Raw genomic sequence first — 15,442 nt, 5'->3', positions numbered from 1 at the left:
CCTCCATGGCCACCGTGCGCGGCCTTAGCAACAAGAGTAATGCGCTCGCAAAGGAATCACCCTACTGCTGGAGGAGGATCTTTCCCCCTCTCACAGGAGCCCGAAGAGGGCAAGCGGGACGCCTGGCCCGCGCGGGGCGACCAGGACGTCGGAGCTTACGGCCGCAAGGCTTCCGGCGTCTGCGGACCGGCCGTCACGCCCTTCCGGAGCGGGCCGGTCGCCGGTTCGCTCCGCCCTTGATCCGCGCGCCCCGCGTATCGCCCGATATCCCCGCTCCGAAACGCCCGGCTAATCGCCGTCTCACGAATCGCGGGACATTCCGGCACTCCCGAAAGGCCGCCTTTCCGCGCCACCTCCGCGCCCGCCCGCATTCACCCGACACACCCCGGGCCGAGGCATCTCGCCACGCCCCCGACACACTCCGGGCCGGCGGGCGCCCAACCACCGTCACGGCTGCGGGCGTTGGGCGATATCTCCTCGAACGAACGGACCACGCCGGACTCACGGCGCACTGGCGGCGCACTCACGACGGACTCGCGAAGGAACGGCCCCGCCGGCGAACGGACTCACGGACGCCCCCGACGTCCCGTCCGGCAGGACCGCCAACGGGGCTCGTGGCGGGCGGAGTCGGGCCCTCGGATGATCGCATTCGCGTCCGCGTCCGCGCCCCGGACAGCACGACGGCGGGTGCGCCCCCAGGGCACTCCCGCCGTTCGCGTGTTTCCCGTCCGCACAGAGCGTGGTCGTGCCCGAAGCCGGATTTGAACCGGCACGGCCCGAGGGCCAGCGAGGTTTAAGCTCGCCGTGTCTGCATTCCACCATCCGGGCAGGGCGTGGCGGCCCCCGTGGAAAAAGCCTTCAACGCTGCGTCGAGCCTATCCGGAACGCCCCTGCCCCGACCTGGGCTTCTGCCCGATGTTGTCTGATTTTATTGGCGCTTGAGAGCCCGTCAGGCCCGATAAGGCGTTGTCGGCACCTTCCCGACGACGATCACCCCCGCGATGGGAATGACGGGATTTCGCCGCCGCACGCCACCCGGTCGCCACCGGCCCGCCACCCCGGACCACCCCCGCGCCCCGCAACGGCCGGCGCGGTGGTCGGCGGACGGCCGACCCCGAGAGATCCCCGAGAGATCCGCGAGAGGCTCCCCCGGCACCGCAAGGCGTTCCGGAGCGGCCCCCGGGCCCGCCCGGGGGCGCCGGCGAGGCCCCGTTCCCCGGCCGCCCCTGTCATACCAGAGGAGGAGAACCCCGCGCCGGCGATCAGACTCCAGTGGGCCCATGAACGGGCACCTCGGCTGATCCGGAGCGGGGTGGTGCGCGGCGAGGATGGAAGGGTCCCGCCACACCGCAGCACCCATGCTCGACAGGAGTCCCCGTGACCACCATGAACTACGCCCCGCACACCACCCAGGCCGTGGCCGCCCGCGCCACCCAGCTCTCCAAGGTGTACGGCCAGGGCGAGACCCAGGTGGTCGCGCTGGACAACGTGTCCGTCGACTTCGCCGCCGGCCAGTTCACCGCGATCATGGGCCCGTCCGGCTCCGGCAAGTCGACGCTGATGCACTGCGTCGCCGGTCTGGACACCTTCTCGGCCGGCTCCGTGCGCATCGGCGACGTCGAGCTGGGTTCCCTGAAGGACAAGCAGTTGACGCAGCTGCGCCGGGACAAGATCGGCTTCATCTTCCAGGCGTTCAACCTGCTGCCGACGCTGACCGCCCTGGAGAACATCACGCTCCCCATGGACATCGCGGGCCGCAAGCCCGACAAGCAGTGGCTGGACTCCGTGATCTCCATGGTCGGTCTCTCCGACCGGCTCGGGCACCGCCCGACCCAGCTCTCCGGCGGCCAGCAGCAGCGCGTGGCGGTCGCCCGCGCCCTCGCCTCCCGCCCCGAGATCATCTTCGGTGACGAGCCGACCGGAAACCTGGACTCGCGCTCCGGCGCCGAGGTCCTCGGCTTCCTGCGCAACTCGGTCCGCGAGCTGGGCCAGACCGTCGTCATGGTCACCCACGACCCGGTCGCCGCCTCCTACGCGGACCGCGTCATCTTCCTCGCCGACGGCCGGATCGTCGACGAGATGATCGACCCGACCGCCGACGGGGTGCTCGACCGCATGAAGGCCTTCGACGCCAAGGGCCGCACCAGCTGAGGGACCGCCCTCCGCACGTCCTCCGCCGGCCCCCGACACCTGGATCCTCCACCATGTTCCGTACCGCCCTGCGCAACGTGCTCGCGCACAAGGCCAGACTGCTGATGACGGTGCTCGCCGTCACCCTCGGCGTCGCCTTCGTCTCCGGCACGCTCGTGTTCACCGACACCCTCGGCAAGGCCCTCTCGGGCCAGTCCGCCAAGAGCTTCGACAAAGTCGCCGTCTCCGTGACCTCGTGGGGCGCGGGCCGCAACGAGGACGGCGCCCGCGAGGGCGACCCCGGCATCAGCCGGCAGACCGTCGACAAGGTCAAGGCCGTCAAGGGCGTCGACACCGTCTCCGCCCGGGTCTCCGGCTTCGCCGGCGTCGGCGACGAGAACGGCAAGCTCATCGGCGACGGCTGGGCCAACCGGGGCTCCAACTTCGCCCCGGCGAAGGGCGGGCAGGACCCGTCCTACGCGTTCGTCGAAGGCACCGGTCCGACCGCCGCGAACCAGATCGCCCTCGACAAGGAGACGGCGACCAAGGGCAACTACAAGGTGGGGGACAAGGTCCGCGTCGCCACCAACGGCCCGGTGAAGGAGTACGTCCTCGGCGGCGTCTTCACCACCGAGGACGGCCAGGTCAACGCCGGCGGCAGCCTCGTCCTCTTCGAGACGGCCACCGCCCAACAGCTGTACCTGAAGCCGGGCTTCTTCGACGAGCTGTCCGTCAGCGCCGCGGCGGGCGCCTCCTCCGACCAACTGCTGGCCGACATCAAGCCGCTGCTCGACGAGAAGAACACCCGGGCCCAGACCGGCGCCGAGCTCGCCAAGGAGCAGGCCAAGGACATCAAGGCCCAGATGAGCGGCATGAGCACGATGCTGCTCGTGTTCGCCGGGATCTCGCTCTTCGTCGGCATCTTCCTGATCTACAACACCTTCACCATGCTGGTCGCCCAGCGCACCAAGGAACTCGCCCTGCTGCGCGCCGTCGGCGCCAAGCGTGGTCAGGTCGTGCGCTCGGTCCTGAGCGAGGCCCTGGTCGTGGGTCTGATCTCCTCCGCGATCGGCCTGGTCACCGGTATCGGCCTGGCGATCGGCATGCGGTCCCTGATGGACTCCATCGGCGCCAAGATCCCGGCCGGTGACCTGGTCATCGCCCCGGCGACGATCATCGCGGCCCTCGTCATCGGCGTGTTCGTCACCACGGTGGCGGCCGTGTTCCCCGCGTGGCGCACCGGCCGGATCCCCCCGGTCGCCGCGATGGGCAGTGCCCACCTGCCGGCCGACGCCAAGTCCCTGCTCCTGCGCAACATCAGCGGCAGCGTCCTGAGCCTTGTCGGCTTCGCGATGGCCCTGGGCGGCGTGTCCGTGAGCGGCGAGAACGGCCGCTACCTGATCGGCGGCGGTGCCTTCTTCATCCTCATCGGCCTGATCGTGCTGCTCCCGCTGCTGTCCCGGCCGCTGATCGCCGCCGTGCGACCGCTGTTGGAGAAGGTCTTCGGCGTACCAGGCAAGCTGGCCGCGCAGAACGCCGTGCGCAACCCGCGCCGCACCGCCGTCACCGCCGCGTCCCTCGCCATCGGCCTGACCCTGGTCACCACCCTGTCCGTGCTCGGCATCACCATGGGCAAGGCCGTGGACCGGATGAGCACCGACAAGCTGAAGGCCGACTACAAGGTCTCCATGGCCATGGGTGGCGGCAGCCTGGACGCGTCCGTCGCCGAGGCCTTGGCCAAGGCGCCCGGCATCAAGGCGGTCTCCCCGCAGCGGGCCGACAGCCTGAAGATCGGTGAGGACTTCAAGGCGGCCTCGGGCGTCAACCCGAAGGCCATCGGCGACCTGCTCAACATCGACGTGGTCACCGGCTCGCTGGACAGCCTCGCCAAGGGCGAGGTGGCGGTGGCCGAGAAGACGGCGAAGGAGCAGGGCCTGACGGTCGGCTCCACCCTCCAGGTGATGTACGACGACGGCAAGAAGGGTTCGCTGAAGGTCGGCGCGGTCTACAAGGACCTGGAGGGCCTGCTCTCCCCGTACGTCCTCGACGAGAAGATCCTCAGCCCGCACACCGAGAACCCGTACATCCCCGAGGTGTACGTCAACGCCGTCGGCGGCGAGTCGAAGGCCGGCGAGAAGGCCGTCCTCGACGCCCTCGGCAACAACCCGGCCATCTCCATCGCCACCCAGCAGGACATGCGCAACGAGATGGGCGGCATGATCAACACCGCTCTGAACGTCATGTACGGCCTGCTCGGCATGGCGCTGATCGTCTCGGTGCTCGGCGTGGTCAACACCCTGGCCATGTCCGTCTTCGAGCGGACGCAGGAGATCGGCATGCTGCGGGCGATCGGCCTGGACCGCAGCCGCGTCAAGAACATGATCCGTCTGGAGGCCGTGGTCATCTCGCTCTTCGGCGCGGTCCTCGGTGTCGCCATCGGCATCTTCCTCGCCTGGGCGGTCGGCTCCACCCTCACCGAGACGGTGCCCGACTACGCGCTGGTCCTGCCGTGGGACCGGATCGGCATCTTCCTGCTGCTCGCCGGCGTGGTGGGCGTGCTGGCGGCCATGTGGCCGGCCCGTAGCGCCGCCCGGTTGAACATGCTGACCGCCATCAAGACCGAGTAGCCCGGCCGAGGACCCGGGCCGCAGGCCTTGGCGGGCCACAGGGCGAAGGGCCCCGCGACGTTCACCGTCGCGGGGCCCTTCGTCGTCGTCCGCCGCTTCACGGGGCCTGCGGCGCGCCCCACTCCCGGGCGCGCAGCGGCAGCCCCGATTCGGCCCTCGGTCCGGGCCGGACGGCGAGCACCTGGTTGACCCCGAGCCGGTTGTGTTCGAAGCCGAGCGCGGAGGCCGCCATGTACAGCCGCCACACCCTGGCCCGGCCGGGCGAGGTCAGGCGCACGGCCTCGTCCCAGTGCCGCTCCAGGCGGGCGACCCAGGCCCGCAGGGTGAGTGCGTAGTGCTCGCGCAGCGCCTCGACGTCGCGCACCTCGAAGCCGGCGCGTTCCAGTTCGCCCACGGTGCCGCCGACCGGGGACAGCTCCCCGTCGGGGAACACGTAGGCGTCGATGAACTCGTCGATCCGGTAGGCCTCTTCGTCGGGCTCCGGAGGGCGGGCGATCTGGTGGTTCAGCAGCCGTCCGCCGGGGCGCAGCAGCGCGTGGAGGGTGCGGGCGTACTCGCGGTAGCGTTCGGCGCCGACGTGCTCGGCCATCCCGATCGAGGAAATGGCGTCGTAGGGGCCGTCCTTGACGTCCCGGTAGTCCTGGATCCGGATCTCGATCCGGTCGGCCAGGCCCTCCTCCGCGACCCGCTTGCGGGCGTACGCGGCCTGCTCGCGCGAGAGGGTGATGCCGGTGACCTGGACGTCGTACTCACGGGCCGCGTGCAGGGCCATGGAGCCCCATCCGCAGCCGACGTCGAGCAGGCGTTGTCCGGGCTTCAGGGCGAGTTTGCGGCAGACCAGGTCGAGCTTGTCCCGCTGGGCCTCCTCCAGCGTGCCGCCGGGTCTCCAGTACGCGCAGGAGTACACCATCGACGGGCCGAGCACCCGCTCGTAGAACTCGTTGCCGACGTCGTAGTGGTGGCTGATGGCCTCGCGGTCGCGGCCCTTGGTGTGGCGGGCCCCGGAGCGTCGGACGGCCTCCTCGGGCGGCGGGGCGGGCGCGGGCCAGGGTCGGGCCAGGGCGACGAGCTCGCGGAGGGCGGCGCGGGCCTCCGGGTCGCGCAGCAGGGCGGCCGAGCCGGAGGCGGCGGCGGCCCGGGCGGGCAGGTGGGGGCGCAGGGCGGCGAGCTTGCCGAGGCCGACGAGGGGCTCCACCGCGGGGCGGGCGGGCGCGGGGTCCGCCTCCCAGAGCAGCCCGGCGACCCGGTCCAGCAGTTCGAAGAGGTCCCCGTCGACGGTGAGGTCTCCGGCGACCCACGCGCGGGCCAGTCCGAGCTCCCCGGGCTTCCACAGCACACGGCGCAGGGCGCGCCGGTTGGCCAGGACCAGAATGGGTCCGGACGGCGGACCGGCCTCGCTCCCGTCCCAGGCTCGTACGCGGACGGGCAGGGGTGTGCCCAGCAGGGTCTCGGCAAGAGCGGCCAGCCGCGGCGCGGCGTCGGTCATGGTGGGCACCTCCAGAAGTTTCGACCGAACGACCTACCCATTTCCGGCACCGGACAATCCGGGGGAACGCCGAAGGGGCCGCCCGCACCACGGATGGCGGGCAGCCCCTTCGGGGACGTGCTGGTCGTGCTCAGGATCCTGCCGGAGCGCGCCGGGTCAGGAGGCCTTGGCCTTGGCGGCCGGGGCGGTGGTGGCCGCCGGGGCCGGCGCCGGCTTGGCGGCCTCGTAGAACTCCTCGCGCGGGGTCTCCAGGGCTCCGAGGGAGACGACCTCGCGCTTGAGGAACATCGCGAGGGTCCAGTCGGCGAAGACGCGGATCTTGCGGTTCCAGGTCGGCATGGCCATGCCGTGGTAGCCACGGTGCATGTACCAGGCGAGCCGGCCCTTGAGCTTGATCTTCATCTTGCCCATGACGATCATCGCGACGCCCTTGTGGAGGCCGAGGCCCGCCACCGCACCCTTGTTGGAGTGCGAGTACTCGCTCTGCGGGAAGCCCCGCATGCCCGAGATGACGTTGTCGCCGAGGACCTTGGCCTGGCGCAGCGCGTGCTGGGCGTTCGGCGGGCACCAGGCGTTCTCGACGCCGGCCTTGCGGGCGGCCATGTCGGGAACCTGGGCGTTGTCGCCGGCGGTCCAGATGTAGTCCGTGCCCTTGACCTGGAGGGTCGGCTCGGCGTCCACGTGACCGCGCGGGCCCAGCGGCAGACCGAAGCGGGCGAGCGCCGGGTTGGGCTTCACGCCGGCGGTCCACACGATGGTGTTGGAGTCGACCTCGAGGCCGTTCTTCAGCACCACGTGGCCGTCCACGCAGGAGTCCATGGAGGTGTTCAGGTAGATCTCGATGCCGCGGGACTCGAGGTGCTCCTTGCCCCAGGTGCCGAGCTTCGGCCCGACCTCGGGAAGGATCTTGTCGGCCGCGTCCACCAGCACGAAGCGCATGTCCTCGCGCTTGATGGTGGTGTAGTACTTCACGGCGTCGCGGGCCATGTCCTCGACCTCGCCGATGGTCTCCGCGCCGGCGAAGCCGCCGCCGACGAAGACGAAGGTGAGGGCCTTGCGGCGGACGTTCTCGTCCGTCGTGGACTCGGCCTTGTCGAGCTGCTCCAGCACGTGGTTGCGCAGACCGATGCCCTCTTCGACGCCCTTCATGCCGATGCCCTGTTCGGCCAGGCCGGGGATCGGGAAGGTGCGGGAGACGGCGCCGAGCGCGATCACCAGGTAGTCGAAGGGCAGCTCGTACGCCTCGCCGACCAGCGGCGTGACGACGGCGACCTTGCGGTCCTGGTCGATGGTCGTGACCCGGCCGGTGAGGACCTCCGCCTTGGGCAGCACGCGTCGCAGCGGGACGACGACGTGCCGAGGCGAGATGCTGCCTGCGGCCACTTCAGGGAGGAAGGGCTGGTAGGTCATGTACGAGCGCGGGTCGACGACCGTGACGGTCGCCTCGCCGTAGCGCATCTTCTTCATGATGCGCTTGGCTGCGTACAGGCCTACGTACCCACCTCCTACAACGAGGATCCTGGGACGCTCCGTGGTGCTCATGGAACGAGTATCCAGCACCCCCAGGGGTGACGCTCGTGAGCCCCTTCACAAGGAGCTTCCCACCCTCTGCTACACTGCGCCGCCCACGTGACCCAGGTCATGGCGGGGATCGGGAACCACGGTGTAACGGGAGACGTTGTACACCAGTCCTGAACTGGCCTGAAGGCCTTCGAGCGGAGTAGACCACCGGGTTCGTGGATACCTACCGACGCCCCTCGCCGCTGTCCGCGATTCGCACGAACGCCCGCCCGAAACGGGCCTGTGGACCCCCTGAGGGGGTCGAACGGCCCCCACGTTGACCCCACGTGCCTTTTTTCCTTGTGAAGAACTTCACGAACCTGGTGGGGAGGAAGGGACTTTCGGCCCCCGAAGCTGCCTTTCGAAGGGTCTCGGCCGGAGGGAGCAGCCCGTTGGGCGGGTCGCGGGGAGCTTCAGTCGCGAAGCCTGATGCTCCCCCGTCTCCTCGGCCCGTCGAACTTGCGGGGGTCGAGGACCGGCCGCTCGCGGGGACGAGCCGCCTCCAAAGCGATCTGCCGCCGTCCGGCCAGCGCGATGCGCCACTGGCCCAGGTCCGGCCGCGTCCCGTGGCCGCCCGCCGCCTTCTCGTAGAGCCCGCGCACGGCCTCCTCCCGGCGCCCGTCCAGGACCCCGGGCAGCGCGGTGAGCGGGCGGCCCGGAGCCGCGTACGCGTCCTGCGCCAGGATCCGGCCGACGGCCAGCGCGACCTTGTAGCGGTCGCTGTCCACGGTGGCCGCGCCGGCCGGTGCCAGCGGATCGCGCCAGTCCGGGGTCTCCGCCTGGGCGAGCACCGGGTCGGCGCCCACCAGGCGGGCGCCGTCGCAGTCGATGAGGTGGACGGCGGGTTCGGGGCGGACCGTCCACAGCACGTTGGCCTCGGACAGGTCGCCGAAGACGAGGCCCGTCGCGTGCAGCCGGTCGACGAGCTCGACGAGCGCGACCACGAGGGCCAACCGCTCGGCCGGCGAGGGCTGGACGACCCCCTGCCAGGCGGCCTTGCCCGGGCGGAGCAGGAAGGCCAGCTCGGTCAGCTTCGTCGAGCCGTCCGCGGTCGCCCACCGCATGGAGGCGGGAGCCTCGTTCATCAGGAACCCGGTGACCCGGCCGGCGTCCACGACGCGGCACAGCGGCCAGGCCGTCGACGCGTCCAGCCGGTCGCGCTCCTCGGCCCGCAGCCCGAGCCGTACGGAGACCAGCCCGGCCAGCGAGTCCCCCGCGACGCGGTGCGGTTCCCGGTAGCTCTTGTAGAGCAGGCCGGGCCGCCCGGCCAGCGTGCGCACCTCGCCCTGGCCGCCGTCACCGACCTTGTCGAGCGGGTCCAGCGAGGACAGGGCCACGTCGGCGCCGTCGGAGACGCTCACGGGCCCCCCTCCCACAGGCAGACCGCGGTGCGGTCGTCGTCGTAGGACTTGACCCGGTACTGGAGCTGCCACAGGAAGTCGGGCAGCCCGGGCGGGGGCCCGCCCCAGGCTTCGCGGAGGAACCCGCGCATCTCCTCCTCTCCCCCCAGCGGCGTCGACAGGCCGTCCGTGCACAGGACGAAGACGTCGCCCGGCCGGGCGGGGCCGAAGAGGTGTGCCTCGGCGACGCGGGTGGTGGGCAGGGCCGCGGTGCGCGTGTCGATGATCCCCGCCTCCTCGCCGTCCGCGGCGCCCACCACGTCGAGGTACCAGGTCCCGTCCCGCAGCAGCGCCGCGCCGCCGTCGCCGACGGTGAACAGGGCCCGGTGGCGCACCGCGGGGTCGAGGGGGACGAGCAGCACGCGCAGGGTGGTCGCGTAGTCGCCGGGCCGGTGCCCGGTGGTCGAGGCCGCCCGCACCAGGGACTCGGCGACGCTGCCCACGGCGGAGTTCACGACGGCGGTCAGGGTCTTCTCGTTCCTCGTGCGCAGGGACCGCGCCAGCTCCCCGGCGTACTCGTCGAGGAAGCGGACGATCTCGCGGCACACGAGGTGGGACCCGAGGTGCGAGCGCGGTACGGAGCCGACCCCGTCCGCGACGCCCAGCAGGAGCACCCCGGTGTCCTCGCCCGACGCCCCCAACCGGGCCACCACCACCGCGTCCTGCCGGGGCTCCGCGTGGTAGCGGTGGGAGTCGCCCCGCACGGACGCGGCCCGTACGGTCAACGGGCCGTGGGTCGCCCCGTCGACGACGGTGTCCGGGAGAACCGCGCCGTCCACGTCCGCCCGGGCCCCGACCGGCGCCCCGGGCCCGGGCGCGTAGAGCGGCGGCTTGGGCCCGCCGAACGGCGGGTCGCCGAGCCCGGCGGGCACCCGCCCGGGGTCCGCCGCGGCGAGCGCGGGGACCACCGCGGGGACCACCGCGGGCGCCGGCTCCGGTGATGCGGGTGCGGGCTCCGGGGCGGGGAGCCGCTCGGCGGCCGGCTCGGACTCGGCGGAGACCTCGCGGGGCAGCTCCAGCGGTTCGGGCTCCGCGGAGGCGGCCGGGGCCGGCCACCGGGTGTACGTCGCGCCCGTCGGACCGTGCGCGGGTTCGGGTGTCTCCTCTGGCATGCCCGGCCTCAGAGCTTGTCGAGGGAGACGGTGGAGAAGCCGGGCACCGTGTCGTCGACGGCCAGGCTGAACACCCCGTTGTCGCCGGCGGTGATGCTGCCGGCCGACCGTACGATCGACCGGGTGAGGCTGGCCGCGAACTCGCGCAGCGCGGCGGCCGGGGAGACGTTCTTGTCGTCCTGGATGAAGGCCCGGAAGTTGGCGACGTGGCCGATCGTCGCGCGGTCGGCCTCGCCGATGCCAAAGGCGATGATGTTGGGCCGGTAGCGCGCCTCGTTGAGGTCCTGGTGCGCCTGCATCCAGCCCTCGTCGGTGGGTCCGCCGTCCGAGAGGAAGAAGGCGACGGGCCGGTAGACCTCGTGGCCCTGCGCCTTGAGTCGGGCGACGTCGTTCTCGATGCACCGCAGCAGCGTGCGGAACGCCTCCCCGTACGCGGTGAGTCCGCCCGCGGACAGGGCGGGCAGCGTGTCCAGGTCGCTGAGGTCGGCCAGCGGCTGGAGGACGGTGGCGTCGTCCGAGAACCCGATCAGGCAGAACCTGGTCTTGTCCGCGACCGTCGGGTTGGTGCTGATCTCCTTGTGGAGTTCCGGCAGGGCGGTGTTGATGCTGTCGATCGACGGGCCGGCCATCGAGCCGGACTCGTCGCACACCAGGTAGAAGGGAAGGATCTGCACGGTCTCGCGCCTCCGAAGGGTCTGCGGCTCGGGCTGTCAGTAGGTGTAGAAGTAGATCTCCAGGTCGGCGTGTCCGCCGGAGGATCCCTGGACGAAGAAGTCCCGGGTGGTGGCGCCCGTGAACATCGCGGGGCGGGCCTTCGCGAGCAGGGCGTTGACCCGGCGGGCGTAGTCCACGCCGTCGCCGACCCGGGGGCTGCGGCCGAAGGTCAGGACGAAGGCGGCGGTGCGGCCCTCGTGCGCTTTCGTCCCGGCGCGCAGTTGCCCCACGATGCGGTCGGTGTCGGAGGGTTCGGCGTCGAAGGAGAACGACACGGCCTGCCGCTCCACTGACCTGGGCCCCGAGGGGGTGGGGCTCGGCCTCGCGCCGGGTGTCACCCCGGGACGGGGTGAGGCGCCGGTCCCGGTCCCGGATCGGGAGGCCTCGGCCGCCTTCACCGGGTCGCCCCGGTCGCCCATCGCGACCATGGCCAGGACCAGGAGCATGTCGGCGAACAGCCAGCCGGCGAGGGTCAGCGGGGTGAACCGCGGCCGCGGCGGCCTCCTCATCGTCGGGCCGTCCTGATCGGATCGTCCTGCGGGTGCGCGTGAGCGTCGTGCTCCTTGGCCAGGTCCACCCCGACGGCCCGCGCCCGGACGGGAGCGGGGGCGGGGGCGGGAGCGGGCCGGGCGTCGTGGACGAACCGCGTGTCGACGAGCGTCCGGGCCTCGGCGGCCGCGGCGGAGACGTCCGCCGCCCCGGCCATCACCCGGGCGAGTTCGGCGAACCGCTCGGCGGCCCGCCGCAGCGCGCCGGTCTGCTCCTCCAGCCCCAGCACCGCCCGCTGTGAGAGGGCCACGGCCTCCGCGGTGTCCTGCGTGACGTCGCCGAGGCGGTGCAGGACCCGGGCCGTGACGTCGGCGGCGAGTTCGGTTCCGGTGGTGAACGAGCGCTGCGCGGCGGCCAGGACGGTCACCGAGTCCTCGACCCGTTCGCCGGCGGCGCCGAGGGCGTCGCGGACCTCGCCGTTGACCTCGCGCACGTCCTCCAGCGCCTTGCGCACCATGATCCCGTTGCCGCTGACCACGGTCTCCAGGCGGGAGGTGTGCTGTTCCAGCGGGTCGGTGAGCGCGGCGACGGCCCGGCCGACCTCGCCGGTGTTCGTCTGTACGGCCGCCTCGACCCGGGCGACGGCCCGTTCCAGCGGGAGCACGGCGGAGTCGAGGGCGTCGAGCCGGGTGTCGGCGGCCTCGACCGACGCGGCGAGCGAGGTCGCGACCGCGCCGAGCCGCTCGTGGGCGCGCACCGCGTTCTCCCCGAGCCTGCCGAGGTTCGCGGCGGCTCCGGTGAGCTCCGCCGTGAACCGTCGGGGGGAGGAGAGCCGCTGTTCGTTGAGCAGCAACTGGGCCCGGGTGAGCAGCGGGACGAGCAGGGCGAGCAGTTCGTCGGCAGTGCGTCGCGCCTGGTCCGCCCGGTGTTCCGTACGGGTTCTGCGCACCCCGTGCACGGCGGCGAGCAGGAACAGCAGGAGGATGACGGCGGTGGCCGCTCCGGCGACGTGTCCGAAGGTGGACCAGTCGGCCAGCCTGCCCTCGAAGCCGGACTGCCACAGTTGCAGGAAGGGGCGGGCGGCGGATTTCGGGTCCTCGCCGATGAGTGTCCGGTAGGCGTCCGCGGCTCGGCTGAGGCCGAACCAGGTCAACAACAGCGGCAGGAACACGAGGGTGCCGATGGCGACCTCCAGCAGGGCCCAGGCCCGGTGTTCCGGTGCCTCGGCCAGGGCGGCGCTCACGCTCTCCGGCCGCGCGTAGGCCTGGAGGAGATCGAGTTCGGTCCAGGGTTCGATGTCTCCGTCGCCCAGCCCCTGGAGGGCGTCGGCCAGCGACTTCAGCTCGTCCCGACGGGAGCCGAGCCCCGGCTCGTCCGCCAGTTCGTTGAGCTGTGTGGCGACGACGGAGGCCGTCGCCAGTGCCCCAACGGGCATGTCCACCCCCATGGAAGACGTGGGGTGGGGGCCCCGCACCGGCACGTCGTGCCGAAGACCGCGCCGCCGCGCGCGCCCGGCCGTGACAGGCCGCGGCGCGGCGGGTCATCCCCCACCTCAACAATTCACCATATGATCCCCCATCAGCCGAACGGGGGGAGGGGAAACGGAATCAACGGCCCCTTCTTCGGGGGCAATGCGTGGCCGCGACCAGGAACCGGCCCGAGGTATTCGTCCACCCGTACGACACCGGGCCCGCCCGGGCCCCCGGAGGGCGCGCGCGGTCGCCGGATCGGCCCGGCGCAAACGGCTGCGGGGGCACCCCCGGTGAGGGGTGCCCCCGCGGCCGTGCGGTGGTCTCGTCAGACGGCGGCGGACCAGGCGATGCCGTCGAGGATGTCGTGTTCGGAGACCACGACCTCCTCGGCCCCGATCCGCTCCATGATCGCCAGCAGGACCAGGGCGCCGGCGCCGATCACGTCGACCCGGCCCGGGTGCATGACCGGGATCGCGGCGCGTTCGGCGTGCGTGGCCGTCAGCATCCGCTCGCTGATCTCGCGCACCGTCGCGTAGGGGATGCGCGAGTGGTGAATGGCGGCCGAGTCGTACTCCGTCAGCCCCAGCGCGATCGCGGCGACGGTGGTCACCGAGCCGGCCAAGCCGACCAGGGTGCGGGCCTCGGTCAGCGGCACGGTCTCGGCGGCCAGGTCCAGGGCCGCCTCGATGTCGGACCGTATGGCGGCGATCTGCTCCTCGGTCGGCGGGTCGGTGACGGCGCCGTCCACCACCAGGTGGCGTTCCGTCATCCGGACGCAGCCGACGTCCACGGAGCGGGCCGCCCGGACGTGATCGGCGCCCACGACGAACTCGGTGGAGCCGCCGCCGATGTCGACGACCAGGAACGGCCGCTCCATGTCGGTGCGGCCCGTGAGCTCCTTGGTGGCGCCGGTGAAGGAGAACTCGGCCTCCTGGTCCCCGGTGATCACCTCGGGTTCCACGCCCAGGATGTCCAGGACGCCCCGGACGAAGTCGTCCCGGTTCTCGGCGTCACGGGAGGCCGACGTCGCCACGAACCGGATCCGTTCGGCGCCCAGTTCCTTGATGACCCCGGCGTACTCGCGGCACGCGGCGAAGGTGCGCTCCAGCGCCTCCGGGGCCAGCCGGCCGGTCTTGTCCACGCCCTGACCCAACCGGACGATCGTCATCCGCCGGTCCAGCTCGACGAACTCGCCCGTGGCCGGGTCGCAGTCCGCGACGAGGAGGCGGATGGAGTTCGTCCCGCAGTCGATGCCCGCGACCCGTGTGGCGCTCACGCGTCCGCGTCCTTCTTCTCCCCGCACGGGGTGACGCAGGGGCCCTTGGCCCACCACTCGGGCAGCATCGCGAGGGCCTCGTCGCCGAACGGGTTCACGCCGGGGCCGGCGGCCAGCGAGTGGCCCACCAGCACGTGCAGGCACTTGACCCGGTCCGGCATGCCGCCGGCGCTCGGGAAGCCCTGGAGCACCTCGATGGCGTCGCGGCGTGTGATGTAGTCCTCGTGCGCGGCCCGGTAGGCGGCGGCCAGCTCCGGGTCGTCGGCGAGCCGGGCCTGCATCTCCTTCATCACGCCGTTGGCCTCCAGCGTGCCGATGGCACCGGCGGCGCGCGGGCAGGTCAGGTAGAACAGCGTCGGGAAGGGGGTGCCGTCGGGGAGTCGGGGCGCGGTCTCGACGACATCCGGCTGCCCGCAGGGGCAACGGTGCGCGATGGCGCGCAGCCCGCGCGGCGGGCGGCCGAGCTGCTGCTGGAACGCCTCGATGTCCGCGGCGGTCGGCTCGGTGCGGTCGGTCTGGGGCGGGGGCGTCTGCATGCCTGGGATGAGTCTCTTCGTTCGTGTGCGGGTGTGTCGCGGGCGTGGCGTGTCGGGGTCAGTCGCCGGGGCGGTCTGCCTTGTCGACGCCGTCCCAGACGTTCGAGTACCAGGGCCGGTCGGAGCCGGCCTGCCCGGTGCGGCGGTCTTCCTTGGCCTCGGTGCCGGGGTCGTTCATGATGTAGCCGATCTCCCCCGGGCGCAGGAAGTGCAGGTGCTTGCGCGCCTGCTGTTCCGCGTAGGCGGGGTCCTGCCAGCGGGCCTTCTCGTCGCGGAGCTTCTCCAGCCGTTCGCGCGCGTCGGTGGCGTCCCGCTGTTGCTGCGCGATCTCGGAGCGCTGGGACACGTACTGGCGCATGGGGTACGCGAGGGCGACGACCAGCGTACAGAGCACGAGCACCAGGAGCGCGGCCCGGCCGGTGAGCCGGCTGCGGCGGACCTGGCGGCGTGACTGGGAGCGGTAGACGTGCGCCGCGGTCCGTTCGCCGAGTGCCTTGAGTCTGGTCGCGGTCGAGAAGGTGGAGAACCGATCCCGGTTCCCGGCCATGGTCCCGCCTCCCCTGTGTGCGCTACGCAATACGTCCCCGCACACGGTACGGGACCGAGTGCGGGGACGTACGGAGGCCGGGGCGTGATTGGC

Annotated in this window: 12 protein-coding genes and 1 tRNA gene; 2 read left to right on the top strand and 11 right to left on the bottom strand. The window is 72.1% G+C overall.

The annotated features are described in order from the left end of the window. Positions 1 to 746: 746 nt before the first annotated feature. Positions 747 to 828, bottom strand: a tRNA-Leu gene (locus OG906_RS20505). 558 nt (positions 829 to 1,386) lie between these two features. Between OG906_RS20505 and OG906_RS20500 the strand changes: the two genes are divergently transcribed. Both OG906_RS20500 and OG906_RS20495 read left to right on the top strand, forming a co-directional pair. Beyond that, a complete protein-coding gene (locus OG906_RS20500) occupies positions 1,387 to 2,151 on the top strand; it encodes an ABC transporter ATP-binding protein (protein WP_329448077.1) in 765 nt (254 codons plus the stop codon). A gap of 53 nt (positions 2,152 to 2,204) precedes the next feature. Further along, positions 2,205 to 4,757 (top strand): ABC transporter permease, encoded by a 2,553-nt coding sequence (locus OG906_RS20495; protein ID WP_329444741.1) that lies wholly within the window; start codon positions 2,205 to 2,207, stop codon positions 4,755 to 4,757. A gap of 97 nt (positions 4,758 to 4,854) precedes the next feature. Here the strand turns inward: OG906_RS20495 and OG906_RS20490 are convergent, their stop codons facing one another. The 10 genes from OG906_RS20490 to OG906_RS20445 form a co-directional block, all read right to left on the bottom strand. Beyond that, positions 4,855 to 6,243 (bottom strand): cyclopropane-fatty-acyl-phospholipid synthase family protein, encoded by a 1,389-nt coding sequence (locus OG906_RS20490; protein ID WP_329444740.1) that lies wholly within the window; start codon positions 6,241 to 6,243, stop codon positions 4,855 to 4,857. A 156-nt stretch (positions 6,244 to 6,399) separates the two neighbouring features. Continuing rightward, complete coding sequence (locus tag OG906_RS20485; RefSeq protein WP_329444738.1) at positions 6,400 to 7,785, bottom strand: NAD(P)/FAD-dependent oxidoreductase; 1,386 nt, start codon at positions 7,783 to 7,785, stop codon at positions 6,400 to 6,402. A 431-nt stretch (positions 7,786 to 8,216) separates the two neighbouring features. After that, positions 8,217 to 9,164, bottom strand: coding sequence for a hypothetical protein (locus OG906_RS20480; RefSeq protein ID WP_329444736.1), 948 nt, complete (start codon positions 9,162 to 9,164; stop codon positions 8,217 to 8,219). Further along, on the bottom strand, positions 9,161 to 10,315 hold the full coding sequence (locus tag OG906_RS20475; protein WP_329444735.1) for a protein phosphatase 2C domain-containing protein: 1,155 nt from the start codon (positions 10,313 to 10,315) through the stop codon (positions 9,161 to 9,163). Before OG906_RS20475 ends, OG906_RS20480 begins: the two co-directional genes overlap by 4 nt. A gap of 8 nt (positions 10,316 to 10,323) precedes the next feature. After that, entirely contained in the window at positions 10,324 to 10,989 is a 666-nt protein-coding gene (locus OG906_RS20470) for a vWA domain-containing protein (protein WP_329444733.1), read from the bottom strand. 36 nt (positions 10,990 to 11,025) lie between these two features. After that, complete coding sequence (locus OG906_RS20465) at positions 11,026 to 11,538, bottom strand: hypothetical protein (RefSeq protein ID WP_329444731.1); 513 nt, start codon at positions 11,536 to 11,538, stop codon at positions 11,026 to 11,028. Beyond that, positions 11,535 to 12,953 carry a methyl-accepting chemotaxis protein gene (locus OG906_RS20460; protein WP_329444729.1) on the bottom strand — a complete coding sequence of 473 codons (1,419 nt, stop codon included), beginning with the start codon at positions 12,951 to 12,953 and terminating at the stop codon, positions 11,535 to 11,537. Before OG906_RS20460 ends, OG906_RS20465 begins: the two co-directional genes overlap by 4 nt. A 362-nt stretch (positions 12,954 to 13,315) precedes the next feature. Beyond that, the gene (locus OG906_RS20455) at positions 13,316 to 14,266 is read right to left on the bottom strand and encodes a Ppx/GppA phosphatase family protein (RefSeq protein ID WP_329444727.1); all 951 of its coding nucleotides are present in this window, start codon (positions 14,264 to 14,266) and stop codon (positions 13,316 to 13,318) included. Then, positions 14,263 to 14,802: a DUF501 domain-containing protein gene (locus OG906_RS20450; RefSeq protein WP_053681476.1), complete on the bottom strand. Its 540-nt coding sequence runs from the start codon at positions 14,800 to 14,802 to the stop codon at positions 14,263 to 14,265. The genes OG906_RS20455 and OG906_RS20450 overlap by 4 nt, the downstream gene beginning before the upstream one ends. Before the next feature lie 58 nt (positions 14,803 to 14,860). Beyond that, on the bottom strand, positions 14,861 to 15,349 hold the full coding sequence (locus OG906_RS20445; RefSeq protein WP_053681478.1) for an FtsB family cell division protein: 489 nt from the start codon (positions 15,347 to 15,349) through the stop codon (positions 14,861 to 14,863). Positions 15,350 to 15,442 lie beyond the last annotated feature (93 nt).

Source organism: Streptomyces sp. NBC_01426 (assembly GCF_036231985.1).
Classification (GTDB): Bacteria; Actinomycetota; Actinomycetes; order Streptomycetales; family Streptomycetaceae; genus Streptomyces.
The sequence above is the reverse complement of the archived record's forward strand: the minus strand, read 5'-3'. Positions and strand labels throughout refer to the sequence as shown.